23 protein-coding genes are annotated in these 25,983 nt (G+C 45.0%); all 23 read right to left on the reverse strand.

Features of this window, described 5'->3' with window-relative positions:
* Positions 1–140: 140 nt before the first annotated feature.
* On the reverse strand, positions 141–1,379 hold the full coding sequence (locus tag QYF49_RS10330; protein WP_290399516.1) for a M16 family metallopeptidase: 1,239 nt from the start codon (positions 1,377–1,379) through the stop codon (positions 141–143).
* Between the two features lie 86 nt (positions 1,380–1,465).
* Positions 1,466–2,449 carry a polysaccharide deacetylase family protein gene (locus QYF49_RS10335; RefSeq protein ID WP_290399517.1) on the reverse strand — a complete coding sequence of 328 codons (984 nt, stop codon included), beginning with the start codon at positions 2,447–2,449 and terminating at the stop codon, positions 1,466–1,468.
* Positions 2,450–2,547: 98 nt separating this feature from the next.
* Positions 2,548–4,668: a polyribonucleotide nucleotidyltransferase gene (pnp, locus tag QYF49_RS10340; RefSeq protein WP_290399518.1), complete on the reverse strand. Its 2,121-nt coding sequence runs from the start codon at positions 4,666–4,668 to the stop codon at positions 2,548–2,550.
* Positions 4,669–4,835: 167 nt separating this feature from the next.
* Complete coding sequence (gene rpsO / locus QYF49_RS10345; RefSeq protein WP_290399519.1) at positions 4,836–5,105, reverse strand: 30S ribosomal protein S15; 270 nt, start codon at positions 5,103–5,105, stop codon at positions 4,836–4,838.
* 138 nt (positions 5,106–5,243) lie between these two features.
* Positions 5,244–6,182 (reverse strand): bifunctional riboflavin kinase/FAD synthetase, encoded by a 939-nt coding sequence (gene ribF, locus QYF49_RS10350; protein ID WP_290399520.1) that lies wholly within the window; start codon positions 6,180–6,182, stop codon positions 5,244–5,246.
* Between the two features lie 24 nt (positions 6,183–6,206).
* Positions 6,207–7,133, reverse strand: a complete 927-nt coding sequence (gene truB, locus QYF49_RS10355) for a tRNA pseudouridine(55) synthase TruB (RefSeq protein ID WP_290399521.1) — start codon at positions 7,131–7,133, stop codon at positions 6,207–6,209.
* A gap of 68 nt (positions 7,134–7,201) precedes the next feature.
* On the reverse strand, positions 7,202–7,573 hold the full coding sequence (gene rbfA / locus QYF49_RS10360) for a 30S ribosome-binding factor RbfA (RefSeq protein ID WP_290399522.1): 372 nt from the start codon (positions 7,571–7,573) through the stop codon (positions 7,202–7,204).
* A 26-nt stretch (positions 7,574–7,599) separates the two neighbouring features.
* Entirely contained in the window at positions 7,600–7,878 is a 279-nt protein-coding gene (locus QYF49_RS10365; RefSeq protein WP_290399523.1) for a DUF503 domain-containing protein, read from the reverse strand.
* A complete protein-coding gene (infB, locus tag QYF49_RS10370) occupies positions 7,875–10,124 on the reverse strand; it encodes a translation initiation factor IF-2 (protein WP_290399524.1) in 2,250 nt (749 codons plus the stop codon). Before infB ends, QYF49_RS10365 begins: the two co-directional genes overlap by 4 nt.
* A gap of 19 nt (positions 10,125–10,143) precedes the next feature.
* Complete coding sequence (locus QYF49_RS10375) at positions 10,144–10,446, reverse strand: YlxQ family RNA-binding protein (protein WP_290399525.1); 303 nt, start codon at positions 10,444–10,446, stop codon at positions 10,144–10,146.
* On the reverse strand, positions 10,447–10,707 hold the full coding sequence (gene rnpM, locus QYF49_RS10380) for an RNase P modulator RnpM (RefSeq protein WP_290399526.1): 261 nt from the start codon (positions 10,705–10,707) through the stop codon (positions 10,447–10,449).
* A 20-nt stretch (positions 10,708–10,727) separates the two neighbouring features.
* A complete protein-coding gene (nusA, locus tag QYF49_RS10385) occupies positions 10,728–11,825 on the reverse strand; it encodes a transcription termination factor NusA (RefSeq protein ID WP_290399527.1) in 1,098 nt (365 codons plus the stop codon).
* 17 nt (positions 11,826–11,842) lie between these two features.
* On the reverse strand, positions 11,843–12,316 hold the full coding sequence (gene rimP / locus QYF49_RS10390; protein WP_290399528.1) for a ribosome maturation factor RimP: 474 nt from the start codon (positions 12,314–12,316) through the stop codon (positions 11,843–11,845).
* Between the two features lie 162 nt (positions 12,317–12,478).
* Positions 12,479–16,774, reverse strand: coding sequence for a PolC-type DNA polymerase III (locus QYF49_RS10395; RefSeq protein ID WP_290399529.1), 4,296 nt, complete (start codon positions 16,772–16,774; stop codon positions 12,479–12,481).
* A gap of 101 nt (positions 16,775–16,875) precedes the next feature.
* Positions 16,876–18,588 carry a proline--tRNA ligase gene (locus tag QYF49_RS10400; protein ID WP_290399530.1) on the reverse strand — a complete coding sequence of 571 codons (1,713 nt, stop codon included), beginning with the start codon at positions 18,586–18,588 and terminating at the stop codon, positions 16,876–16,878.
* 21 nt (positions 18,589–18,609) lie between these two features.
* Complete coding sequence (gene rseP, locus QYF49_RS10405) at positions 18,610–19,887, reverse strand: RIP metalloprotease RseP (protein WP_290399531.1); 1,278 nt, start codon at positions 19,885–19,887, stop codon at positions 18,610–18,612.
* Between the two features lie 16 nt (positions 19,888–19,903).
* Entirely contained in the window at positions 19,904–21,052 is a 1,149-nt protein-coding gene (locus tag QYF49_RS10410) for a 1-deoxy-D-xylulose-5-phosphate reductoisomerase (protein ID WP_290399532.1), read from the reverse strand.
* A gap of 23 nt (positions 21,053–21,075) precedes the next feature.
* Positions 21,076–21,870: a phosphatidate cytidylyltransferase gene (locus tag QYF49_RS10415; RefSeq protein WP_290399533.1), complete on the reverse strand. Its 795-nt coding sequence runs from the start codon at positions 21,868–21,870 to the stop codon at positions 21,076–21,078.
* A gap of 15 nt (positions 21,871–21,885) precedes the next feature.
* Complete coding sequence (gene uppS, locus QYF49_RS10420; RefSeq protein WP_290399534.1) at positions 21,886–22,644, reverse strand: undecaprenyl pyrophosphate synthase; 759 nt, start codon at positions 22,642–22,644, stop codon at positions 21,886–21,888.
* 86 nt (positions 22,645–22,730) lie between these two features.
* Positions 22,731–23,288, reverse strand: coding sequence for a ribosome recycling factor (gene frr, locus QYF49_RS10425; protein ID WP_290399535.1), 558 nt, complete (start codon positions 23,286–23,288; stop codon positions 22,731–22,733).
* Positions 23,288–24,013: a UMP kinase gene (gene pyrH, locus QYF49_RS10430; RefSeq protein WP_290399536.1), complete on the reverse strand. Its 726-nt coding sequence runs from the start codon at positions 24,011–24,013 to the stop codon at positions 23,288–23,290. The genes frr and pyrH overlap by 1 nt, the downstream gene beginning before the upstream one ends.
* A gap of 96 nt (positions 24,014–24,109) precedes the next feature.
* Positions 24,110–24,994, reverse strand: a complete 885-nt coding sequence (gene tsf, locus QYF49_RS10435) for a translation elongation factor Ts (protein ID WP_290399537.1) — start codon at positions 24,992–24,994, stop codon at positions 24,110–24,112.
* A gap of 102 nt (positions 24,995–25,096) precedes the next feature.
* Entirely contained in the window at positions 25,097–25,822 is a 726-nt protein-coding gene (gene rpsB, locus QYF49_RS10440) for a 30S ribosomal protein S2 (RefSeq protein ID WP_290399538.1), read from the reverse strand.
* Positions 25,823–25,983 lie beyond the last annotated feature (161 nt).

Below are 25,983 nucleotides of genomic sequence, written 5' to 3' on the forward strand. Positions count from 1 at the left end.
TTGCGATTCTTCTCATTTACCTCAACAGTATATTCAAAATTACAAACGGGGATTGGTTAGACAACCTAATGACAAGCCCGAATTTAACAGTTTCCTATGAAAAAGACATAAAAAAACCTGCAGCATATGCTGCAGGCGTCTTATTGCAATCCTTTAGGCAGATCACCTGTCGGGCTGACCAAGGATGCGGAACATTCATTGTCAAAAATTCGATGAATCAATGTATCTACGCTTTCTTTTGATACAGCATCGATGAGCTGCACCATTTCATCAAGAGAACGGTGATAGTTAAGAATCAATTCATTCTTACCGTTTCTGCTCATTCTGCTGTTCGTACTCTCAAGGCTGAGCATGAGGCTTCCTTTGATCTGTTCTTTTGAATTCATTAGCTCTTTGTCCGAAATACCTTTATCTTTAAGTTCATCTACGATCATACCAACCGTATTATACAGTTCATCGAGCTGACCTGGAGCGGTTCCTCCATATATGGTAAACAGCCCGTTGTCCCGGTACGCAGAGTGGTAAGAAAAAACGGAATAAGCGAGGCCTCTCTGCTCACGGACTTCCTGAAACAGCCTGCTGCTCATACTTGAACCAAAAATATTATTTAAAACGATCAGGGAGAACGTATCGGGATCTTTCAATGACAGTCCAGGGAATCCAAGACACAGATGGGCTTGTTCTGTTTCTTTTTTCCTTGCCAGCTTCTCACTATGAAACACGGGAGCCTGGAGGCTTGAATGAGCTGGCGTGCCGCTATAGCCTCCGAACAGGTTCTCTACCTCTTTTATAAAACCTTCATCTACGTTCCCGGCTACAGAGACAACAACGTTCTCTGGTGTATAGTAATCTGCCATATAATCGCGGAGCGTCTTGCCGTTAAACGTATTCAGCGTATTTTCTGTTCCAAGGATCGGGTATCCAAGAGAATGCTGATGAAAGCTAGCTCTGCTTAATAGATCATGAACAATGTCATCAGGTGTATCTTCATACATTTTTATCTCTTCAAGAACGACGTTTTTCTCTTTCAAAAGCTCCTGTTCATCGAATGTAGAGTTGAAGAACATATCGGAAAGGACATTCAGGGCTCTGGGAGCATGGGTATCAAGAACCTTTGCGTAGTAGCATGTATATTCTTTTGAAGTGAACGCATTGACCTGACCGCCAATGCTGTCAAATGATTCTGCGATTTCCCTGGCGCTTCGGGATGTTGTCCCCTTGAAGAACATGTGCTCCAAAAAGTGGGATACTCCATTGTTTTCGGGAACTTCAAACCGTGATCCAGTACCAATCCAAACACCGATGGCAACTGAACGTACGGTTGGAATCTTTTCCAAGACGACTCTTACGCCGTTTGGACACGAATGTCTAATAATCAAACTTGTTTCCTCCTAGCTGTAATCCATCTCGATCAACTGTTTTCATAGGAACAATATACCATTAACATACCTATCATACAACAATGTTATTTCACTGCAGTTTTCGTGATCAAGCGTGTCTCGTCCAACAGGCCGGACACGGTTCCGATCGCATAGCCCTTGGCTTTAATGCCTTCGATCATCCGTTTAAGGCCATCAGCAGTGGATGAGGTTGGATGCATCAGGACCATCGCACCTGGATGGACTTTCCTTATCACAGATTCTGCCATCCTGCCGGGCTCCGGCTTTCTCCAATCCACGGTGTCCACACTCCAGAGGATCGTTTTCATCTTCTGTTCTGCAGCAATTTTGATAACATCATCCCGGTAGCTTCCGCTTGGCGGAGCAAACCACTTAGGAATGTTTTTCTTGCCCAGTGTCGCTTCAATCACTCGATTTGTGCTCGATAGCTCTTCTCTGATCCGCTCGTTGGTCATTCTCTTAAGATCGGGGTGTGTATACGCATGATTTCCGATCTCATGGCCCTCATCCAATATCATTTTTGCCAGGCTCGGGTTTTTCTTCACCCATGATCCATCAAGAAAAAACGTTGAATGAACATGTGCTTCCTTCATCGTTTTAAGCAGTTTCGGCAGATATTCGTTGCCCCAAGCGACATTGACCAGCAGGCTTACCATCGGTTTTTCAGGATTTCCCTTATAGATCGGTGAAGGCGGCAGGTCATTCAGTTTTACCTTCGGAGGAATTTGCTTGTATACAAGTTTTTTATCATCAATGGTTTTAGAACCTCTCATCTTTTTATAAGAAGCGTCGACGTCCAGTTCAACGCCATTGTAACCCGGTACCGCTTTCCACACCCGGTCAACCGCTGCATTCACCGGCGCTTTGTTTACCTCACCAGCTTTTTTCTGAAGCTGATCATATAAACTGTTGCCCTGCATTTTAGAAACAGCGGCCGTTTGTGCTTTCATGCTTTGCAAATAAGTGGAGGTGAACGGGTTTTGCACCGTCCCGACGGTTACACCAACTATTAGAATCACCATACCCACATGCAGAAGATTTCTTTTCATTGAACTCCCCTCCTGTAGAAAGGGTATGTCCATCACAGGCTTGTTAGAACATTGTCCGACTGTTTAAAGGCATAAAAAAAACCGGTGTAACCGGTTTTTTATTGTTCACTATTCTTTTGTTCCTGTTCTTTCTTCTGCTCTTTTAAAACCGTTTTGCGGGAAAGGTTTACCCGTCCTTGATTATCGATCTCTGTAACTTTGACGCGGATCACATCGCCCAATTTCACAACGTCTTCCACTTTTCCGATTCGCTCTTCTGCAAGCTCAGAAATATGAACCAGTCCGTCTTTTCCAGCGAACAATTCAACGAAAGCACCGAACTTTTCAATTCGTTTTACTTTGCCGTCGTAATACTCCCCGACTTGGACCTCACGGACGAGATCAGCAATAATTTTTTGAGCTTTCTCGTTCATTGCCTGATCAGCAGAAGCGATGAATACCGTACCATCTTGTTCGATATCAATCTTAACGCCTGTTTCTTCAATAATCTTATTGATGACTTTTCCGCTCGGCCCGATTACATCTCTGATCTTGTCAGGATTGATTTTCATGGTAATGATCTTAGGCGCATAAGCTGATAGCTGTTTTCGAGGCTGATCCAAAGTTTCCAGCATGGAAGAGAGAATGTGCAGGCGGCCATCTTTCGCTTGAGTTAACGCCTGTTCCAAAATTTCACGGTTGATACCGGAAATCTTTATATCCATTTGCAGGGCGGTTACACCTTTTGCAGTACCCGCTACTTTGAAGTCCATATCCCCCAGGTGGTCTTCCATTCCTTGAATGTCTGTTAGAACAGTCACATCTTCTCCGTCACTGACCAAACCCATCGCAATTCCAGCAACTGGTGCTTTTATCGGAACACCAGCATCCATCATAGCAAGGGTACTCGCACAGATGCTCGCCTGTGACGTTGATCCGTTGGATTCAAGAACTTCTGAAACAAGACGGATTGTATACGGGAAGGATTCCTCAGAAGGAATAACAGCCTCTAGGGCACGTTCTCCAAGGGCTCCGTGTCCGATTTCCCTTCGTCCCGGACCTCTCATGAAACCTGTCTCACCTACACTGAAAGGAGGGAAGTTATATTGGTGCATGAAGCGTTTTGACTCTTCTACTCCCAATCCGTCAAGCACCTGAACATCCCCAAGGGCTCCGAGTGTACACACACTTAATGCTTGCGTTTGTCCACGGGTGAACAGACCGGAACCGTGAGTACGTGCCAGCAGGCTGACATCTGAAGACAGAGGACGGATCTCATTGCTCTTTCTTCCATCAGGACGGATTTTTTCTTTAAGAATCAAGCGGCGGACTTCTCCTTTTATGAGAAGCTGAAGAACTTCCTTCGCTTCGTCCACTTTTTCTTCGTCTGTTTCTTCGTAATTCGCAACTACTCTATTTTTCAATTCATCAAGAGCGGCCTGACGTTCCTGTTTATCAAAAACACTGACAGCCGCGGTTAGATCAGCCCCAATAAAGCTGCGAATCTCTTCAACCAGTTCTTGGTCGACTTGATGAAGCTGAACTTCCATTTTTTCTTTTCCGACCTCTTCCACAATCTTTTCCTGGAACGCAATCAGCTTTTTGATTTCTTCATGAGCAAACATGATCGCTTCAAGCATTACTTCTTCGGGAACTTCTTTCGCCCCTGCTTCTACCATGTTGATTGCTTCCTTCGTTCCTGCAACAACGAGGCTAATATCACTTTTCTCGTTCTCTTCAACCGTAGGATTCACTACAAACTTATCATCCACCCGGCCTACTGTTACACCGGCAATCGGCCCTTCAAACGGAATGTTTGAGATGGAAAGCGCAAGAGATGAGCCGATCATTGCGGCCATTTCTGAAGAACAGTTCTGATCCACACTCATTACCGTGCTGACAACCTGTACTTCATTACGGAATCCATCGGCGAACAGCGGGCGGATCGGGCGGTCGATCAGACGGCTTGCGAGAATCGCTTTCTCACTCGGACGTCCTTCACGTTTAATAAAACCGCCCGGGATTTTCCCGACAGCGTAAAGGCGTTCTTCATAGTTGACTGTTAAAGGAAAAAAGCTTAAATTCTTAGGCTCTTTCGATGCAACGGCTGTTGAAAGCACAGCTGTGTCGCCATAACGGACGAATACGGCTCCGTTTGCCTGTTTTGCAAGATTTCCGATTTCAAAAGACAGTTCTCTGCCTGCCCAGTCCATAGAAAAAATACGTTTCTCTTGTTCCATTTCTTCTGGTACTCCTCTCGACAATAAAACAATATTATGTCTATATTATATCCTAAACTGATCTTTCCTAAAAAGAAAAACTAGGCTTGTTCTTTCAAATTATAGCTGTTTGATTATGTATGGGTTTTTTTACAGAAAAAAAGCGGGAAATATTCCCGCTTTTCCGATTAACGACGTAATCCAAGCTTGTTGATAAGCTCACGATAACGTGTGATATCTTTATTACGTAGATACGTTAGCAAGTTACGGCGCTTACCTACCATTTTCAAAAGACCACGGCGTGAGTGGTGATCCTTCTTGTGAGTACGTAAATGGTCATTAAGAGTGTTAATCTGCTCTGTAAGGATAGCGATCTGAACTTCTGGAGATCCAGTATCAAGATCATGCGTTTTGTACTCGCTGATCAGTTCATTTTTACGTTCTTGAGAAATTGCCATCCTGTTCACCTCCTTTGTTCGATAGCCCCGGCAACCTAGCATGCGTCGGTGAAATCGCGATGCCAAGCAGCGGTTACTTTGTACATTGAAGTACAAATAATAGATTACCTCTTTTTAAAGAATAATGCAAGAGCCAGCCTACTTTTCATAAAAAAAATCTAGAGCTGCCTGTTTGTCAGCTGATATCTGCTTGACAAGACTGTCAACCGAGTCGAATTTTTTTTCATCGCGGATCCGGGACAGCCAGTATACTTCAACCGTTTTCCCATATATGTTTGAAGAAAAATCAAAAAGGTGTACTTCAATTGACGCCTCCCGGTCTTCATGGAAGGTCGGTTTCTTGCCGATGTTGGCGACTCCGTTATATACCGTATCACCGATCTCCACCTGAACGATATACACCCCGTTGGCAGGTATCAGATAGTCGTCATTGCTGCTGATGTTGGCCGTTGGAAAACCGATGGATGTCCCCCTGCTTTCACCATGGATGACCACCCCCGTTATGGAATAAGGCCTGCCCAGGTATTCAGGAATCTGATCGACGTCGCCTTCCTTGAGAAGATTACGTATCAAGGTCGAGCTTATCTTTTGGCCATGAATATCCATTTTTTCAATGACGGTCTGGGAAAATTCTCCTTTAGCATACTCATTCATCTTGGCCATATTTCCTTTTCCAAACTTGCCATACGTATAATCGAAGCCAGCGACCACATGTCTGACGTTCAGTCCGGTCAAATATTCCTGAATAAACGTCAGTGGTGCGAGTGATGCAAATTCTTCATTGAACTCCACTAGATAAAAAATATCAATCCCCATTTCGCGAAGCAGAACTTCTTTTTTCTCCAATGGGGTTAAATAGGAAACATGCGCTTCTTTTTTCCCTAACACAACAGAAGGATGGGGATGAAACGACATGACTGCTGAAACCGCTTTTTGTTCACGTGCAATTTTTGCTGCCGTCCCTATCACTTTTTGATGTCCTTTGTGTATGCCGTCGAAATACCCTAGAGCCATGACTGTAGGGGGGAGTTCATTTTTTTTCAGCTGGTGAGGATGTGACAGTGTAATTGTTTTCAAGAATCCACCTTCTAACTCTTTGCCTTACTCTACGGCTAAAATTTTTTCTGGTTTCATTAAATGCGGTTTTTCGGGATGTTTTTTATAGATGGCAAGGCATTGCCCTTTCTTATTATAAACGGCAAACGGGTTATTTTGCACACCTTTTGCCATAGGCAGAACGGCTCCGTGCTTGATTTTCCGTTCCATATCTTCATCAGCGATGATGGATTCAAAGTGTCCGATCGCTTTTTCAATGGGCAGGAACAGCTCATCCATCGTCCCGTTTTCTGCGGCTGATTCTATTTCTTCAAACGTAAAACAGTCCTTCAGTTCAAAAGGTCCTGAACCGACTCTGACTAATTTAGACATGTGGGCGGGATAGCCCAGCTTTTTGCCCATATCTACCGCGAGTGTACGTATATAAGTTCCCTTGCTGCACTTAACAGAAAATGAGAAGCAAGGAAATGGCCCCGGAAAATTTTTTTCTTTAGAAAGAAGTTTAAGGTCGTAAATGACCGCTTCGCGGACCGGTCTTTCCACTTCGACTCCTTCACGGGCATATTGGTACAGCTTTTTACCGTTTACTTTTACAGCAGAAAACATAGGAGGAACCTGCTGGATCACTCCTCTGAACGAATCGAAGACTTTCTCCACCTGATCAGCGGCGAACCCTCCTGGGACCTCTTCTGTTTCAACGGTGTCCCCGTGGGCATCTTCCGTCGTTGTTGAACGGCCAATCGTTGCTTCAGCTACATAGGCTTTTGGATAATCGGTCATATATTGGGCAATTTTCGTGCCTCTTCCGACACACACCGGCAAAACACCAGTCACTTCCGGATCCAGTGTACCGGTATGCCCGACCTTTTTAGTTTTTAAAATTTTTCTTAACTTGGCCACACAGTCATGCGATGTCATTCCTGCCGGCTTTAATAAAGGCAAAACGCCCTCTGGCTGTTTTAATGCCATCATCCTACCACCTTTGCGAGCCCTTGCAATTTATGTGCATCAAAAAAAGAGGCAGACAAACAAATGCCTGCCTATCTCTTATTGTGATCGTTTTCTTCATCAGAATCTTTAATATCGGTCAGCAACGTTTCTATTCGGCTTCCATACTCGATGGATTCATCGAATTTAAATGAAATTTCCGGCGTCTTGCGCAAACGGATTCGTCTGCCGATCTCTGTTCGGATAAAACCTGATGCTTTTGCCAGACCGCGAAGTGTCTGTTCTTTTTGTGCATCATCTCCAAACACGGAAATATAAACAGTTGCCTGCTGTAAATCTCCCGTAACTTCAACACCTGTTACAGTTACAAAGCCAATGCGGGGATCTTTTAGCTTCCGGCCAATAATATCGCCAAGTTCTTTCTTCATCTGCTCTCCAATGCGATTGGATCGGATTTTGCTCATTGTTCCACCCCGTTTCTATCTGTCCATTATAACCACTCGATTGTAGTTGTTGTCACTTCCAGCTCAGGAATGCTGCTGATCAGCTTGATCGCTTTCTGAAGTTCCTGTTCTACAATTAGTTTGTCCTTTGAGATGGTTACAATTCCAAGTTCAGCTCTCTGCCATAAATCATGAAAGTCGGTCTCGGAGACAGCAAGATTAAATTGCTGTCTTAACCGAGTCACGGCCTTTTTAACTACCGAGCGTTTTTCCTTCAGTGAATGTGATTCATAGATGAAACATTCGACCGTCAGGAAACCAATCATGCCCGTTTGATCTCTTCCATGATGTAGGCTTCGATGACGTCTCCTTCTTTAATGTCATTGAACTTTTCTAAAGTTATACCACATTCATACCCAGCACTAACTTCTTTTGCGTCATCTTTAAATCGTTTAAGGGCATCAATCTTACCTTCATAGATAACGACACCGTCACGGATCAATCGAACGGTTGAATCGCGTGTTACTTTTCCGTCGGTGACGTAACAGCCGGCAATGGTTCCGACTTTTGAAACTTTAAAGGTTGTTCGGATCTCAACCTGGCCGATGACCTTTTCTGCGAACTCTGGATCAAGCATCCCCTTCATCGCAGACTCGATCTCTTCGATCACGTTATAGATAATGCGGTGCAGGCGAACATCGACTTTCTCGGTTTCAGCGGTACGTTTAGCGTTATTATCAGGACGGACATTGAAACCGATTATAATCGCATTGGAAGCAGAAGCTAAAATGATGTCTGATTCAGTGATCGCACCGACTCCAGTGTGGATAATCTTAACCTTAACGCCTTCCACATCGATCTTCTGAAGGGAACCGGCGAGGGCTTCTGCAGATCCTTGAACATCTGCTTTAATGATAACATTGATTTCTTTAATATCGCCTTCTTTGATCTGGTTGAACAGATCTTCGAGGTTCAGCTTTGATGATTCTTTGCGCTGAGCTTCTACTTGCTTTTTGGAACGGGCTTCACCGATCTGGCGTGCTTTTTTCTCATCAACAAATACCATAAACTGATCGCCTGCTTGAGGCACTTCGTTCAGTCCCGTAATCTCAACCGGAGTTGAAGGTCCCGCGACTTTAACACGGCGTCCGATGTCGTTGACCATCGCGCGGACACGTCCGAACGTATTTCCGACAACGATCGGATCTCCGACATTCAATGTTCCGTTCTGAACGAGGAGAGTAGCCACTGATCCTCGCCCTTTATCAAGCTGTGCTTCAATAACAGTGCCTTGTGCTGCACGTTTCGGATTGGCTTTCAGCTCTTCTACTTCTGCAACAAGCTGAATCATTTCAATCAGGTCATCGATTCCTTCACCTTTAAGGGCTGATACATTCACGAAGATTGTATCGCCGCCCCAGTCTTCAGGAACGAGTCCGTGTTCCGTTAATTCCTGCATGACACGGTCCGGATTTGCCGCTTCTTTATCCATCTTGTTAACCGCTACGATGATCGGCACCTGAGCTGCTTTCGCATGATTGATCGCTTCTATCGTCTGAGGCATAACACCGTCATCGGCTGCCACGACAAGGATCGTAATATCTGTAACTTGTGCTCCTCTTGCACGCATCGTTGTAAATGCAGCATGGCCTGGAGTGTCAAGGAACGTAATTTTCTTTCCTTTATCTTCAATCTGGTAAGCCCCGATGTGCTGTGTAATTCCGCCAGCTTCACTAGCTGTTACTTTTGTATCACGGATCGAGTCCAATAGGGTTGTTTTCCCGTGGTCGACGTGCCCCATGATCGTTACAACCGGTGGACGAACCTGAAGATCCTCTTCTTTATCGACGTTCTCGTAGTTTTCAAACTCGGTTTCATCGATGATGATCTCTTCTTCTACCTCTACGTTATAGTCACCCGCGATCAACTCGATGGTTTCTTTGTCCAGTTCCTGGTTGATCGTAGCCATAACACCAAGGAACATTAATTTTTTAATAATTTCAGATGGCTCTTTTGCCAGTTTTTTAGCCAGTTCACTTACCGTCAAAGAACCTGAGAATGTTATCTTCTCTGGAGTAACTGGTACCGGCTTAGGCTGTGGTGCCGGTGCAGATTTGCCACGGTTATTATTGTTGTTCCTATTGTTTCTGTTCTTGTTATTATGATTGCTGTTGTTATTTTTATTGCCAGGCTTAAAGTTGCCGCCTTTTTGTCCAGGTCTGGCGTTCTGGCTGTTGTTTCCGGCTTTAGGAGTTGGTTTGCTGTTCTGGCTGTTGTTCGGTTTTTTAGGTGTGTCGTCTTTTTTGATTTTCATGGTGTTCTCTTTTTTACTTTCTTTTTTATTTTCTACCTTGTTCACGTTGGATGAATTCTTTTTCTGTTCTATTTTATGTTTCTCCTCTGTCATCTTATTTTTGGGCTGATATGCATCGTTTAATCTACGGATCGCGTCTTCATCAATCATTGACATATGATTGGATACATCTACGTTCATCGTCTTTAATTTATCGATGATATCCTTGCTTTGAACATTTTGTTTTTTTGCATATTCATACACACGCATCTTACTCATATGTTCACCCCCGATTGGTTTAATCAAGTAAAGCAGCTAACTTTTTTGTAAAACCATCATCTGTCACGGCAACAACAACCCGCTGGTCTTTGCCGATGGCACTGCCGAGACTGTAGCGGTCATCTACCCATTTCACTTCCACTTTATAGTAGGAGCATTTATCAGTAATTTTTTTTCTGGTGTTAGCCGATGCATCCTGAGAGAGAATAACAAGCTTTGCGTTCTGCCGCTGTACAGCTTTAACAACGAGCTCCTCTCCGGAAATGCACTTTCCTGCGCGGTTTGCCAACCCCAGCAGTGAAGCCCATTGAGATGCTGCCAATTAGAGGACTCCTTTTTCAAGTTCTGAGAACACTTCATCTGTAACAGGTGCTTTCAGCTGATTGCTCAAGCTTCCTTTTTTCTTTGCGAGAGCAAAACAGGATGCCTGGTTGCACAAATAAGCACCTCTGCCCGATTTTTTCCCCGTTCGGTCAACGAAAACTTCACCTTCGGGAGAACGGACCACACGCACTAATTCTTTTTTTGGTTTCATTTCCTGGCAAGCCACACATTTACGCATAGGAATTTTACGGGTTTTCATCCGGCTCCACCCCCATCTTCTTAAAGCTCTTCTTCGGAAAGTCCGAAATTCTCCTCGGCTTCTTCACCGTTATAAAGTCCTGACTCTTCAGCATCAGACTGGCTTTTAATATCAATCTTCCAGCCTGTCAGTTTAGCTGCAAGCCTCGCATTTTGCCCGCGCTTTCCAATCGCAAGTGACAGCTGATAATCAGGCACGATCACTGTTGTCATCTTTTCTTCTTCATTGACAAGCACTTCAAGCACTTTTGCCGGGCTTAGTGCGTTTGCAACATAAACCACCGGATCTTCCGACCAGCGGACGATGTCGATCTTCTCGCCATTCAGCTCGTTAACGATCGTCTGTACCCGGCCGCCTTTTTGGCCGACACAAGAACCAACCGGGTCGACTTCAGGATCAGCTGCATGTACAGCAATCTTGGAGCGGTCTCCAGCTTCTCTCGCAATGGATTTAACTTCTACCGTTCCGTCATAGATTTCAGGAACCTCTAGTTCGAAAAGACGTTTCAGCAATCCTGGGTGTGTTCTTGAAACAAGAATTTGCGGTCCTTTTGTTGTTTTTTCAACTTTTGTGATGAAAACTTTAATTCTGTCGTTCGTCGTGTATTTTTCACCGGGCATCTGTTCTGTTGCAGGAAGCAATGCCTCAACACGGCCAAGGTTCACATAAATATAACGGTGATCCTGTCTTTGGACAACCCCAGTGATGATATCTTCTTCACGGTCGATGAACTCAGAGAAAATAATTCCTCGTTCAGCTTCTCGGACTCTTTGGGTGACGACCTGCTTCGCCGTCTGTGCAGCAATTCTTCCAAAATCACGCGGAGTGACCTCCAGCTCCACAATATCTTCCAGCTCATATTGCGGATTAATCTTCTGTGCCTCCTCCAAAGAAAGTTCCTGTCTTGAATCGGTTACTTCTTCAACCACGTTTTTTCGGGCGAAAACCCGAATGCTTCCTGTCGATGTGTTGAAGTCCACTCGTACATTCTGTGCCTGGTGAAAGTTTCTTTTATAAGCAGAGATCAATGCAGCTTCGATCGCTTCAATTAATATATCCTTGCTGATTCCTTTTTCTTTCTCCAAAAACGTCAGTGCATCTAACAGCTCGCTACTCATCCATCTTCTCCCCTTTATTAATTGAACACAACCGCAAGTCTGGCACTTGCTATCTTGTTATATGGCAGTTCTACCTCGGTGTTGCGGGTTTTAACTTTCACTTGCAGTTTTACAGTTTCTCCGTCAAATCCCAGCAGCTTGCCTTCAAACTCCTTTGCACCATCCACTTGTTCATACATTTTAATGTGTACATTTTTCCCAATCGCTTTTGTCATGTCTTCCGGTTTTTTCAAAGGCCGTTCAACACCAGGCGATGATACTTCCAGAAAGTATGCCTGTTCAATCGGATCCGAAGCGTCCAGCTTTTCGCTGAGCCGTTCACTTACCGTACCGCAGTCCTCAATGTCTACACCAGTTTCATTATCAATAAATACGCGAAGGAACCAGTTTTTTCCTTCTTTTACAAACTCAATATCTACCAGCTCAAGGTTCAGCTCTTCAAGAATGGGCGTGACGAGCTCTTCGGCAGTTTCAGTGATTTTCTTACTCATTGGAATCCTCCCTTCCACCAAAAAAATCCTTTTCCAAAACGAAACGAAAGAGTGGGTTTCCCCACTCTTTTCCCGAAAGGTATTCATAAGTATTTCCAAATTTACTATATCATAACCTAAGGGTTTGTGCAACTTGCGCTTGCCATCAGCCTTTTTCCTGCATCAGAAAAGAGAGAGCTGGTTGGCTTCAGGCATGCCTGCAAGACAGCCCTGTTCATCAAGATAGTCAATGATCGTTTTAGACAGGCGGGCCCTTTGCTGAAGATCCTCTTTAGAAAGGAACTCCCCGTCTTCCCGTGCCTTCACAATATTGAGCGCCGCATTGGTTCCAAGTCCTGCAATAGAGTTGAACGGCGGAATGAGCTGATCTCCTTCCACTAAAAACTCAGTGGCGCTGGAACGGTAAAGATCGACTTTTCCGAATGAGAAGCCACGTTCGCACATTTCAAGTGCGAGTTCAAGAACCGTCTGCAGATTCTTTTCCTTTGTAGAGGCATCGAGCCCTTTAGAGGTGATCTCTTCTATTTTAGCTTTGATGGCGCTTGAGCCTCTGACCATGGCGGTAATATCAAAATCGTCTGCACGGACCGTAAAATAAGCAGCATAGAAAAGAATTGGATAATGAACTTTAAAGTAAGCAATGCGTACAGCCATCAAAACATAGGCTGCGGCATGGGCTTTCGGGAACATGTACTTGATCTTCAAGCAGGACCCGATATACCAGTCCGGTACATCGTTCTTTTTCATCTCTTCTACCCATTCAGGGATAAGGCCTTTTCCTTTACGGACACTCTCCATGATTTTAAAGGCAAGTGACGGATCCAGTCCTTTATAGATCAGATACACCATGATATCGTCACGGCAGCCGATCACGTCTTTTAGTTCGCATGTTCCATCCGCGATCAATTCATTCGCATTGTTAAGCCAAACATCAGTACCATGAGAGAGTCCTGAGATCTGTACAAGTTCTGAGAACGTGCTCGGCTTCGTTTCTTCAAGCATCTGACGGACAAACTTTGTACCAAATTCCGGGATGCCCAGTGTTCCTGTCTTACAAAGGATCTGATCTTCTGTTACTCCGAGTACTTCCGGCCCTGAAAATATTTTCATAACTTCCTGATCAGAAGCTGGAATCGTCTTCGGATCAATACCGCTTAAATCTTGGAGCATACGGATGACGGTCGGGTCATCGTGTCCCAGTATATCAAGTTTCAGCAGGTTATCATGGATGGAATGGAAGTCAAAATGCGTCGTTTTCCATTCTGAATTTTTATCATCCGCCGGAAACTGGATCGGGCAGAAGTCATAAATATCCATGTAATCCGGCACAACGATAATTCCGCCGGGATGCTGGCCTGTTGTCCGCTTTACGCCGGTACAGCCAGAAACCAGCCTGTCCACTTCTGCAGAGCGGAACGTGATATTGTGATCAGAAGCATAACCTTTTACATAACCGTATGCCGTTTTTTCAGCAACTGTGCCAATGGTTCCCGCTCTGTACACATAGTCTTCTCCGAAAAGTTCCTTTGTGTAGTTATGGGCCCTTGGCTGATATTCACCGGAAAAGTTCAAATCAATATCCGGTACTTTATCACCTTTAAAGCCGAGGAACGTTTCAAAAGGTATGTCCTGCCCGTCTTTTCTGTAGAGCACTCTGCAGTTCGGGCATTCCTTGTCAGGAAGGTCAAAGCCTGATCCAACTGAACCATCATCAAAAAAGATAGATTCCTTGCAATCCGGACAAACATAGTGAGGAGGAAGAGGGTTTACTTCAGTAATTTCAGTCATCGTTGCTACAAACGACGATCCGACTGATCCCCTCGAACCTACGAGGTATCCGTCAATCAGTGATTTCTTAACGAGCTTGTGGGATATCAGATAGATAACGGCAAACCCGTGACCGATGATGCTGTTCAGTTCTTTTTCCAAGCGTTTCTCTACAATCTCAGGGAGGTCATCGCCATAGATGCTGCGGGCCATCGAATAGCTCATGTTCCTTATGTCTTCTTCAGCACCAGGAATTTTGGGCGTGTACAAGTCATCAGGAATCGGCTTGATCTCTTCAATTAGAGCGGCCACTTTTTGAGTATTCTCTACCACGACTTCAAACGCTTTTTCTTCTCCCAAGAACGAGAAACATTCCAGCATCTCGTCGGTCGTCCTGAAATGCACTTCTGGAAGGCTCTGCCTGTTCAGCGGATTTGCACCTCCCTGGCTTGAAATCAGGATTTTCCGATAGATGGCATCGTTTGGCTCGAGATAGTGGACATTCCCTGTTGCCACGACGGGTTTCCCGAGTTTTTCACCCAGTTTGACGATGTTGCCGATAATCTCCCTTAAAGCCATTTCATCCTGTATCAGTTCTCTCTCAATTAAATGATAGTAGTTCGAAGGCGGCTGAACTTCAAGGTAATCATAAAACTTAGCAATCTCTTCAACTTCCGCTGGCGCTTTCTGCATCATGCCCTCAAATACTTCACCTTTGTCACAGCCTGACCCAATCAGCAGCCCTTCCCGGTATTTTGCAAGCCTGGAACGCGGAACCCTCGGTGTTCTGTAAAAATAGTTTAAGTGGGATTCAGACACGATTTTGTATAAATTTTTCAAGCCCAGCTGTGTTTGGGCCAACAGGATGCAGTGAGAAGGCCGGCTCCTCATATAGCCGCCCTGACCCATGTTTTCGTTCAGCTGGTCATGGAACTCTATTCCTTTTTGGAAGGACTCTTTTAACAGTTTCCATAAAAGGTAGCCTGTAGCTTCTGCATCATAGATGGCCCTATGATGCTGGGTCAGCTCGATATCAAACTTTTTACAAAGAGTGTTCAGTCTGTGGTTCTTTAATTCCGGAAGAAGGAAACGCGCAAGTTCCAGGGTATCAATGACCGGATTGCTCGCCTCTGATATCCCGATCTTACGGAACCCCTCGTTTAAGAATCCCATATCAAAGCTTGCATTATGGGCTACGAGGATATCATTGCCGATAAATGTCTCAAAACGCCTTAAGACTTCCTCAATCTCCGGGGCGTTCCTAACCATATCATCGGTGATACCCGTCAGATTGATTGTGGTGTCTGAGAGTGCCTCATGCGGATTCGCAAACGACTCAAAACGATCAATGATCTCACCGTTGTGCACCTTTACGGCCGCGAGTTCAATAATCTTGTTATAGACGGCGGATAAACCTGTCGTCTCAACGTCAAAAACAATGTATGTCTCATCAGCGAGAACGCGGTGCTGCTCATTGTACGCGATCGGTACCCCGTCATCCACGAGGTTCACTTCCACACCATAAAGCACTTTAATTCCATTCTTCTTCCCGGCCGAGTAGGCTTCCGGAAAAGATTGAACACCAGCATGATCAGTGATTGCTATTGCTTCATGACCCCACTTGCTCGCCTGCCCGACCAGTCTTGATGCAGACGTGACAGCGTCCATTTGGCTCATCGGTGTATGAAGATGGAGTTCTACCCTCTTCTTCCCTTCCTCAGCGAGATCCTTCCTCGTTTCGGGAGAAATCTCATTAATATCATTCGCGATCATCACAAGATCACGAACGAATGTATCGTTCTGGATTCCGCCCCGAACCTTAACCCATATCCCTTTTTTCACAGCTTGTAAAATGGGAATATCCTCTTTATCCCTCGAGAAGATCTTGACCATGATCGAATCGGTGTAATCTGTAATCTTAAACGTCAGCAGCGTCCGTCCGCTTCGAAGCTCTCGTGTCTCCGCATCAAATACGTAGCCTTGAAGAGTAACTCTGCGTTCTTCGTCTTGTATCGTTTCAATCGATACGGGCTCATCAGGAATCTTGTAACCTATCATAATCTCCGCCGGTGCAGAAGAAGATTCCCGCTTGTCCGCTTTCTCCTTCTCGATCAATGCAGCAAGCACTTTATCAGCATCTTCCTGCTTTTTTTGATCTACGAACTTCTGAAACTCTTCTTCACTATGCCTGACTTCAATCTCGAGAGAGACCGATTCCATACCAAACGAACGGTATACTTCTGTCATCGCTGAAGAAAGTTTTCGTTTGATGAGCAGCCCTTCCGCTTCGTTTCTCACGGTGACTTTTATCTTATTACCCGTTACTTCAGGCGTCTGTCCCAATAGGGCAGGAACGAGGGAGCTGGCTGTTGATCTAAGCTGATCACAGCATATTTCCCAATATTGGCTTAATAATGTTTCTTCACATTCCTTCGTCTCACAGCGGACAGAAAAAGAAACTTTTGCAATATGTTCAAACGCCTGGGTTAGTTTTGCGGTAAAAAATGTGTATACATTCGCCGGCATTGGCTTAGGCAATGAAAAATAAAAATGCCAGCTTCTGTCGTTTTTGTCGATGGCAAGTTTTTGAACGCTACCGTCGCCAAGATGCTTCCGCAGTTCTTCCGGAATACCAATCTGGTCCAGCAACAGGGAGAAGCGATCTTTTCTTACCTGATCGTCACTGTTCATGATGCCCTCCTTCCATAAATAAGGGGGATGACTTAGGTTGAAAAGCCCAATTCCCCAAAGTGTTCCTTCAGGTGTCAGGCACATAAGTCATCCCCTGGATGCTAGCGTGCTAATATTTCGCGGTGGCGTTTAACTGCCTCCACGAGTTCAGAAACATGGATCTCAGTGACATCACCGGTTTTTCTGATTTTCAGTTCGACAATTCCTTCAGCTGCTTTTTTCCCTGCTGTTACACGAAGAGGAATTCCGATAAGGTCCGCATCAGCAAATTTCACTCCTGCACGCTCTTTTCTGTCGTCATACAGGCAATCATAACCGGCAGCCTTTAACTCAAGGTAAAGCTTTTCACCAAGATTGGCCTGGACTTCGTCTTTGCTGTTGGCCGCGATCAGATGTACATCAAACGGTGAAAGTGCTACAGGCCAGATCAAACCTCTTTCATCGTTGTTCTCTTCAGCTACAGCCGCAAGAGTACGCGAAACACCAATTCCATAGCAGCCCATCGTCATCACTTGATTCTTTCCGTTCTCATCAAGAAACGCTGCATTTAACGGTTCACTGTAGACTTGTCCAAGCTTGAAAACATGCCCCACTTCAATGCCTTTCGCGAACTGTATGCTTCCTCTTCCGTCAGGTGAAGGATCCCCTTCCTGAATGAAGCGAAGGTCACCGAACTGAGAAACTCTGAAATCTTTGCCATGATTCGCATTTTTGTAATGATAGTTCTGTTCATTTGCGCCGATCACTGCGTTCACCAAGTATTCTACAGCTGTGTCCGCAATGACCTTCACATTTTCTGATACTGCAACCGGGCCGATATTGCCTGGTTTGCATCCCATGGTTGAATGTGTCTGCTCAGCAGATGCAAGCTCCACCTGGTCTGCACCCAGTATGTTCTTCACCTTGATATCGTTCACTTCATGATCCCCGCGAACAAGGACAAGTACCGGTTCTCCGTCTGCGATAAACAGAATGGATTTGATGATCTGTGAGGTTTCTATATTTAAATAGGCTGCCACTTCTTCGATCGTTTTCGCGTCATCCGTTTTAACTTTTTCAAGTTCTTTCTTTTCTTCACCAGATGCTTCATACACCGTGTTGACCGGAGCCATTTCAATGTTAGCTGCAAAATCGGATTCGGTAGAGTAAGCAATCAGGTCTTCACCGATATCAGAAAGAACCATAAATTCATGGTTATCTTTTCCGCCAATCGCTCCTGAATCCGCAAGTACGGCTCTGAAATTTAAACCGCATCGGCTGAAGATCGCTTTATATGCCTCTTTCATTCCTTCATACGTGACATCAAGACTTTCTTTGTCGGCATGGAAGGAATAAGCATCCTTCATGATGAATTCACGGCCTCTTAACAGCCCGAAACGAGGGCGTTTCTCGTCTCTGTATTTTGTTTGGATCTGAAAAAGATTAAGAGGGAGCTTTTTATAAGATTTTACTTCATCCCGAATCAGGCTCGTGATGACTTCTTCATGTGTCGGGCCCAGGGCAAATTCACGCCCGTGCCGGTCTTTTAAGCGCATGAGCTCCGGTCCGTAAGAATACCATCTTCCTGACTCCTGCCACAATTCAGCAAGCTGGAGCGCCGGCATGCCCAGTTCATTGGAACCTGCGTTTTCCATTTCCTCGCGAATGATGGTTTCCACTTTATGCAATACCTTTTTGCCTAATGGCAAAAACGAATAGATACCTGCCGCATTCTGCCGGATGAATCCAGCCCGGAGCAGCAGCTGATGGCTCACTACATCGGCGTCAGCCGGGACTTCCCTTAATGTTGGTGCGAACAACCTGCTTTGCTTCATCTCTCCACCTCAACTAAAAACTTATTGATCAATTTTATCTAAAAAAAACTTATGGATATCATTCCATGTGACGACAAGCATCAGGAGCATCAAAAACGCGAATCCAATAAAATGGACGATCCCTTCTTTCTGAGGGTCGATCGGTTTTCCTCTCAAGGCTTCAATTGCTAAGAACAGCAGTCTTCCTCCGTCAAGTGCCGGAAGTGGCAAGAGGTTAAAAATGGCCAGGTTGATGCTCAAGACAGCAGCCCATTGCAGCAGCATAGGAATGCCGCCCTCAGTTGCTTTATTCGTATATTCGTAAATTCCTACCGGGCCGGAAAGCTGATCGAACCCGTGTTTTCCTGTGATCAAGTCACCAAGGCCGATAAATATCATCTTCGTCATGAACCACGTTTGTTTTGCACCATAAGAAACGGAACCCTGCAGAGAAAACTCGGTGGACGGATAAGCTCCGATAAACCCTTCTTTATTCCCTTTGTTATCCATGTCCCTTTCTCCTGGGGTCACTGACTTTTTAAGAATCTGTCCGTTTCTGTCAATTTCAAAGGTCATCTCTTCACCAGGGTTCTGCTGGATGAAGGACACCAGTTCTTCCCAGTTGCTCACTTTATCACCGTTTACAGAAAGGATTTTGTCGCCTTTCTGGAGACCGGACTTAACGGCCGCCCCATCCGGAGCGAGATTTCCAAGTCTCGCCTCTTTTGTTGGGATACCCTGAAACAATGAAAAGCTCATCAGCACGATGAAGGCAAGAAGCACGTTCATAAACGGACCGGCAAAGATCGCTAATGTACGCTGAATGAGCGTTTTAGAACCAAACTGCCTGTCGATTGGCGCGATCTGAATCTCCTGGTGGTCGGCGACATACAACGCCTTGGGATCGACTTTATAGCTGTGGCGTTCGCCTTCCTCATTTTCAAATCCGCGGATCAACAGCTGCCGTTCCAGATCAGCACTCTCAACGGTGATCACTTTTTGGATCTCATATTTCTCTTTATGGTTAACGATAATTTTCTGAACATTGCCTTCACGGTTAAAAATCAAACCTACCCTGTAGCCGGGCTTCAGCTCAATCCCTTCCGGGTCTTCACCAGCCATCCTTACGAATCCCCCAAGGGGAAGCAGGCGTACCGTATAGGTTGTTTCATTCTTTTTAAACGCAAATATTTTAGGGCCGAACCCAATGGCAAACTCTCTGCAAAGAATGCCAGCTCTTTTGGCGAGAAGCAAATGGCCGAGCTCATGAAAGAACACAAGTGCACCCAATATAATAACGATGGCAATGACTGTATTCATAACCTTTTACCCACCTTTAATTTAGTAGTGACTGAACAAACCGCCTTGTTGATCGATCGATCGCCTGTATCTCTTCCAGAGTTGGCCGTTCAATGAATTCATGCTGTTCCATTGCCTTTTCGATATATTCCTCAATCGTTAAGAATGAAATCTTCCGTTCAAGGAAAAGCTGGACGGCTTCTTCATTCGCAGCGTTCATGGCTGCAGGCATCGTTCCGCCCTTCTCTCCAGCTATGTACGCAAGCTTCAGGCAGCGGAACCTCCCCTCATCCATCTTTTCAAAATGAAGTTTGCCGAGTTCCCATAAGTTTAACCTTTTGGATGACGGCAGTTCAAGTCTCTCGGGATACGTAAGCGCATATTGGATCGGAACCCTCATGTCAGGTCTTCCAAGGTGAGCCAGTGTGCTGCCGTCCTTGTACTCTACCATAGAGTGTATGATGCTTTCTTTATGCAAGATGACGTCTATTTTGGAATATGGCATATTAAACAGCCAATGTGCTTCTATGACCTCGAGCCCTTTATTCATCATCGTAGCCGAATCGATGGTTATCTTCGAACCCATCGACCAGTTGGGATGTTTCAGGGCCTGATCCACTGTTACGTCCGCCAGCTGGCTTCTCGTATAGTCACGGAAACTTCCGCCGGACGCCGTCAAAATCAGGCGGTCGATCCGGTTAGGATCTTCTCCATTCAGGCATTGAAAGATCGCTGAATGTTCACTGTCTACCGGAAGAAGCCGAACCCCAGACTTTTCAGCGAGATCCATCACGATATGTCCTGCTGTTACGAGCGTTTCTTTATTTGCAATCGCAATGTCTTTACCCGCTTTGATGGCATGAATGGTAGGAAGAAGCCCCACACTCCCCATCACGGCACTGACGACGATGTCGGATTCATGATCGGCAGCCGCCTGGATCAGTCCTTCTTCTCCGAAAACGACACGGAATCCGCCTCCAAGCTGTACACGAAGGCGGTCTGCATCCTCCTTATTTTGGACAGCGATCACTTCGGGTTTAAACTTATGGATGATTTCGAGCCCTTTTTCCATATTCTTGCCAAAGGAAATAGCTGTTAATCGGAACTGTTCAGGGTGCTGTTCGATCACGTCAAGAGTCTGTACGCCGATCGACCCTGTGGCACCCAACAAACTAATTTTTTTCATAGAGTACTCCTTGTCCTTTTCTCTTAAGCAAGCAAGTGCAGAATATGCAGGAGGGGAAGAACGAACAGCCAGCTGTCCGTTCGGTCTAAAATTCCGCCATGCCCCGGAAGCAGATTGCCGGAGTCCTTCACCCCATAATGCCGTTTAAATGCAGACTGTGCCAGATCCCCGATCTGACCGAAAATACCTGCAATTACTGCCATTAGCACGACGACGGAGAGCGTAAACGGAATAAAGTTAAACACATAGCACAACAAGCCCACAGCAATACTGGTGATAATTCCGCCGACAGCCCCCTCAACGGTCTTATTTGGGCTGATCACAGGCCATAGCTTTGTTTTTCCGATGGATTTACCAGTAAAATATGCTCCTGAATCAGCTCCCCAGATCATGAATAAAATGAAGAACAAAATCTGCAAGCCGTGATCCAACAGCCTTGTCTCAAGGATATAGTGGAATCCATATCCGACATATAAAGAAGAAAGAATGACGAATCCAGCATCATCAAACGTAAATCTGTTCTTCGTTATTACCGTTACCACGAGGATCAGCAGCAAGCCGAGAACAATCGGTTCTGCACCTGAGAAATTTGAAAGATACGTGTCTTTCCAATTACCCGGGATAACGGTCGCTAGTGTCAGCAGCAAGCCGATCATCCCTTCAGCGGACAAGATCGTTATCTTTTTCATTCTGAGCAATTCGTACAGACCAATCACTGCCAAGGCGATGATAACGAGAGTAAAGGGCCAATTGCCATAGACAGTTACTCCTATAAATAGAAGTGCGGCAATCACACCCGTGATGATACGTTGCTTCATAAATCCTCCTTCTTATTATACACCGCCATACCGCCGACCGCGATTTTGATAGTCGAAAATGGCTTTTTTTAAATGTTCTTCCGTAAAATCCGGCCAGTTGATGTCGGTAAACCAAAACTCACTGTAAGCGAGCTGCCAGAGCATAAAATTACTGAGGCGCACCTCGCCGCTTGTTCTGATCAACAAGTCAGGATCGGGCAGGTTAGCACTCATCAAGTACTGGCCGATCAGCTCTTCGCTGATATCCTCTTTCTTTACAGCCCCTTTGCCGATGTCATCAATAATCTGAGCAAGTGCGGTTGTAATTTCGTTCCTGCTTCCGTAGTTCAAGGCAAAATTCAAAACAAGACCCGTATTGTGCTTCGTTGCTTCTATCGCCTCGTCCACAGCCTGAATGGTATGTATCGGCAATACTTCTTTTTGACCCATTATTGCAACACGGACATTCTGTTCAATCAGTTCAGGTAAAAAGCTGTTCAAGAACTCTCCGGGAAGCTTCATCAGAAAGTCCACTTCATCCCTCGGACGCTTCCAGTTCTCAGTAGAAAAAGCGTAAAGTGTAAGCACCTTAACTCCAAGCGCATTGGCTTGCTTGACCACTCTTTTAACAACCTTCATTCCTTCATGATGTCCGGCAATCCTTGGGAGACCGCGCCTTTTTGCCCAGCGTCCGTTGCCGTCCATTATGATTGCGACATGAGCGGGAATGGAATCTTCTTTTATCGTCAACGCTGATTTTTCTTCTTTTTTCCAGAATGTAATTCTGTCAAGCATGGCAGAGCCCCCATTTAATCCAGACTTAACAAAAAAACCCCCTGTATAAAGAGGGCTTTTCTTATTTTATTTTACATGGAAATCAATTATACTTCCATGATTTCTTTCTCTTTATTTACAGCGACAGAATCTACTTCGCTAATGTATTTGTCTGTAAGCTTCTGTACGTCATCACTATAGCGGCGAAGTTCATCTTCTGTGATCTCACCGTCTTTTTCTGATTTTTTCAGATCGTCGTTGGCATCACGGCGGACGTTTCGAAGAGCTACTTTTGCTTCCTCGCCGTATTTTTTAACAAGCTTAACAAGCTCTTTTCGTCGTTCTTCCGTCAAAGGCGGAATGGCAATCCTGATGACTTGGCCGTCATTGGAAGTCGTAAGGCCAAGATCAGATTTTTGAATCGCTTTTTCAACATCGTTCAACGCGGACTTGTCATAAGGCTGAATGACCAATAAACGAGCCTCGGGCACAGAAATTCCCGCTAACTGGTTAATCGGAGTCTGTGCTCCGTAATAGTCAACTTGGATGCGGTCCAATAGCGCAGGGTTAGCACGGCCGGCACGTATGGTTGAAAGTTCACGCTGAAAAGATGAAATACCTTTTTTCATTCGTTCTTCTGCGTTTGTCAAAATTTCCTTTGCCATCAATTATTCCCCCTAATCGTTGTTCCGATTTCTTCACCTATTACTACACGCTTAATGTTGCCCTCTTCCATGATGGAAAACACGATAAGCGGTATATCATTGTCCATGCAAAGAGATGAAGCTGTGGTATCCATTACAGCAAGTCCTTCTTTAAGAAGATCAAGATAGGATAAAGTATTGTATTTTACAGCTGTTTCGTCGATCGTCGGGTCTGCTGAATATACGCCATCCACATTGTTCTTAGCCATGAGGATGACTTCAGCTTCAATTTCCGCAGCGCGCAAGGCAGCTGTCGTATCCGTTGAAAAATAAGGATTCCCAGTTCCTGCTGCAAAAATGACAACACGTTTCTTTTCAAGGTGACGAATAGCTTTTCTGCGAATATACGGTTCAGCGACCTGACGCATTTCGATTGATGTCTGTACTCTTGTCTGAACGCCGATGTTCTCCAGACTGTCCTGCAACGCCAGGGAGTTCATGACGGTCGCAAGCATTCCCATGTAATCGGCGGAAGCACGGTCCATACCCATCTCGCTTCCGGCTTTGCCTCTCCACAGATTTCCGCCGCCAACGACTACAGCCACTTCGACGCCAAGCTCCACAATGTCTTTGACTTGATGGGCTATGGATTGAATAACAGCCGGATCAATTCCGCTGCCTTTTCCGCCGGCAAGTGCTTCTCCGCTTAGTTTTAGGACTACTCGTTTGTATTTTGAAGTACTCATAATTCCCTCCGTAACCATCACCTTATAATGTCTTGCTTCTTCTATTCTGAAAAAAAGGGAACACATTGTGCTCCCTCATTCTGCTTTTTTACTGCCTTACTTTTTAACTTGAGACATTACTTCTTCAGCAAAGTTATCTTCGCGTTTTTCCATACCTTCTCCAACTTCGTAACGAACGAACGCTTTTACAGTTCCGCCTTTAGAAGCTACATATTTACCAACTTTTTGATCCGGGTCTTTAACAAAAGACTGGTCGTTCAAGCAGATCTCTTCGAAGAATTTACCAAGGCGTCCTTCAACCATTTTAGCAACGATGTTCTCAGGTTTGCCTTCGTTTAACGCTTGTTGGGTGAGAACTTCACGCTCGCGTGCTACTTCTTCTTCACTTACTGCATCACGTGAGATGTAGCGAGGGTTGACTGCTGCAACGTGCATTGCCACGTCTTTCGCCACAGCTTCGTCAGTTGTTCCTTCCACTACAGAAAGAACACCAATGCGGCCGCCCATGTGAAGGTATGCACCAAACGCTGCATTATCGCCTTTTTCAATGATCTGGAAACGGCGAAGGGAGATTTTTTCTCCGATTTTAGCGATTGCGTTGTTAAGATAGTCATTAACAGAGATGCCTTCGCTCTTGATCTCAGAAGAGAGGGCCTCTTCCACAGAAGAAACGTTGGCTTCTAGAAGATGTTTAGCAAGGACATTGATTAGAGCAGTAAAGTTTTCGTTTTTTGCAACAAAGTCAGTTTCAGAGTTAACTTCAAGAATTACCGCTTTGCTACCGTCTACAACAACAGAAGTCAAGCCTTCTGCAGCGATGCGGTCAGCTTTTTTAGCGGCTTTCGCGATTCCTTTTTCACGTAGGAAGTCAATCGCTTTTTCCATGTCACCATTTGTTTCTGTTAGAGCTTTTTTGCAATCCATCATACCTGCGCCTGTTTTTTCACGCAGTTCTTTTACCATTTGAGCTGTTACTGCCATAATGTAATTCCTCCTTTGGTTTATGTAAAACATGGTTGACTTTAGCATTAAAAAAGGGCGAGAAAGGGTATATCCCCTCCATCACCCTTCTCTTTATATTGCTTATGCAGATGTTTCTTCGTCGTTTTGAGCTTCTTGCTCTTCTCCGCCTTGGTTGGCTTCGATAATAGCATCAGCCATTTTTCCAGTAAGAAGTTTTACTGCACGAATCGCATCATCGTTACCAGGAATTACGTGATCTACTTCGTCAGGATCACAGTTCGTATCCACAATAGCGATAATAGGAATGTTCAGTTTGCGAGCTTCTGCTACAGCAATACGCTCTTTGCGCGGATCTACGATGAATAGCGCATCTGGAAGGCTGTTCATTTCTTTAATTCCGCCCAAGAACTTTTCAAGACGCTCCATTTCCTTTTTAAGAAGGATAACTTCTTTCTTAGGGAGAACATCAAAAGTTCCGTCTTCTTGCATTCTTTCAAGCTCTTTCAAACGGTTGATACGCTTACGGATCGTACCGAAGTTCGTTAAAGTTCCACCTAACCAGCGTTGGTTGATGAAGTACATGCCAGAACGAGCTGCTTCTTCTTTAACAGAATCCTGAGCTTGTTTTTTAGTACCAACGAAAAGAATTTTACCGCCGTTTGCAGCGATGTCTTTCATTACGTTGTAGCACTCTTCAACCTTTTTCACTGTTTTTTGAAGATCGATGATGTAAATGCCGTTACGTTCAGTGAAGATGTAACGAGACATTTTTGGATTCCAGCGTCGAGTTTGATGTCCAAAGTGTACGCCGGCTTCCAATAGTTGTTTCATTGAAATGACTGCCATGATGGCACCTCCTGATGGTTTTGTTTTCCTCCGCCTGCTTCGCCTTTAGCCAAAACTGCAAAGTTTGCAGCACCAATGGATAAATCCGCAGACGTGTGTGATTAACACCGAAAGTAACTATACCATACTTCGGCATAGAGTAGCAAGAAGAAATATTTTTG

Origin of the sequence: Fictibacillus terranigra (assembly GCF_030412265.1) — a bacterium.
Taxonomy (GTDB): domain Bacteria; phylum Bacillota; class Bacilli; order Bacillales; family Fictibacillaceae; genus Fictibacillus_C; species Fictibacillus_C terrinigri.

What these genes read in the sequence shown, in the direction of transcription:
- rpsO (WP_290399519.1), bottom strand. Translation starts at nt 5,105, where the DNA reads ATGGCAATTTCTCAAGAACGTAAAAATGAACTGATCAGCGAGTACAAA.
- rseP (WP_290399531.1), bottom strand. Translation starts at nt 19,887, where the DNA reads ATGAATACAGTCATTGCCATCGTTATTATATTGGGTGCACTTGTGTTC.
- rnpM (WP_290399526.1), bottom strand. Translation starts at nt 10,707, where the DNA reads ATGAAAACCCGTAAAATTCCTATGCGTAAATGTGTGGCTTGCCAGGAA.
- infB (WP_290399524.1), bottom strand. Translation starts at nt 10,124, where the DNA reads ATGAGTAAGATGCGTGTGTATGAATATGCAAAAAAACAAAATGTTCAA.
- QYF49_RS10395 (WP_290399529.1), bottom strand. Translation starts at nt 16,774, where the DNA reads ATGAACAGTGACGATCAGGTAAGAAAAGATCGCTTCTCCCTGTTGCTG.
- frr (WP_290399535.1), bottom strand. Translation starts at nt 23,288, where the DNA reads ATGGCAAAGGAAATTTTGACAAACGCAGAAGAACGAATGAAAAAAGGT.
- pyrH (WP_290399536.1), bottom strand. Translation starts at nt 24,013, where the DNA reads ATGAGTACTTCAAAATACAAACGAGTAGTCCTAAAACTAAGCGGAGAA.
- QYF49_RS10365 (WP_290399523.1), bottom strand. Translation starts at nt 7,878, where the DNA reads ATGATTGGTTTCCTGACGGTCGAATGTTTCATCTATGAATCACATTCA.
- rimP (WP_290399528.1), bottom strand. Translation starts at nt 12,316, where the DNA reads ATGAGTAAGAAAATCACTGAAACTGCCGAAGAGCTCGTCACGCCCATT.
- nusA (WP_290399527.1), bottom strand. Translation starts at nt 11,825, where the DNA reads ATGAGTAGCGAGCTGTTAGATGCACTGACGTTTTTGGAGAAAGAAAAA.
- uppS (WP_290399534.1), bottom strand. Translation starts at nt 22,644, where the DNA reads ATGCTTGACAGAATTACATTCTGGAAAAAAGAAGAAAAATCAGCGTTG.
- QYF49_RS10410 (WP_290399532.1), bottom strand. Translation starts at nt 21,052, where the DNA reads ATGAAAAAAATTAGTTTGTTGGGTGCCACAGGGTCGATCGGCGTACAG.
- QYF49_RS10400 (WP_290399530.1), bottom strand. Translation starts at nt 18,588, where the DNA reads ATGAAGCAAAGCAGGTTGTTCGCACCAACATTAAGGGAAGTCCCGGCT.
- rpsB (WP_290399538.1), bottom strand. Translation starts at nt 25,822, where the DNA reads ATGGCAGTCATTTCAATGAAACAACTATTGGAAGCCGGCGTACACTTT.
- truB (WP_290399521.1), bottom strand. Translation starts at nt 7,133, where the DNA reads ATGATGGCATTAAAACAGCCAGAGGGCGTTTTGCCTTTATTAAAGCCG.
- rbfA (WP_290399522.1), bottom strand. Translation starts at nt 7,573, where the DNA reads ATGAGCAAAATCCGATCCAATCGCATTGGAGAGCAGATGAAGAAAGAA.
- pnp (WP_290399518.1), bottom strand. Translation starts at nt 4,668, where the DNA reads ATGGAACAAGAGAAACGTATTTTTTCTATGGACTGGGCAGGCAGAGAA.
- tsf (WP_290399537.1), bottom strand. Translation starts at nt 24,994, where the DNA reads ATGGCAGTAACAGCTCAAATGGTAAAAGAACTGCGTGAAAAAACAGGC.
- QYF49_RS10415 (WP_290399533.1), bottom strand. Translation starts at nt 21,870, where the DNA reads ATGAAGCAACGTATCATCACGGGTGTGATTGCCGCACTTCTATTTATA.
- QYF49_RS10335 (WP_290399517.1), bottom strand. Translation starts at nt 2,449, where the DNA reads ATGAAAAGAAATCTTCTGCATGTGGGTATGGTGATTCTAATAGTTGGT.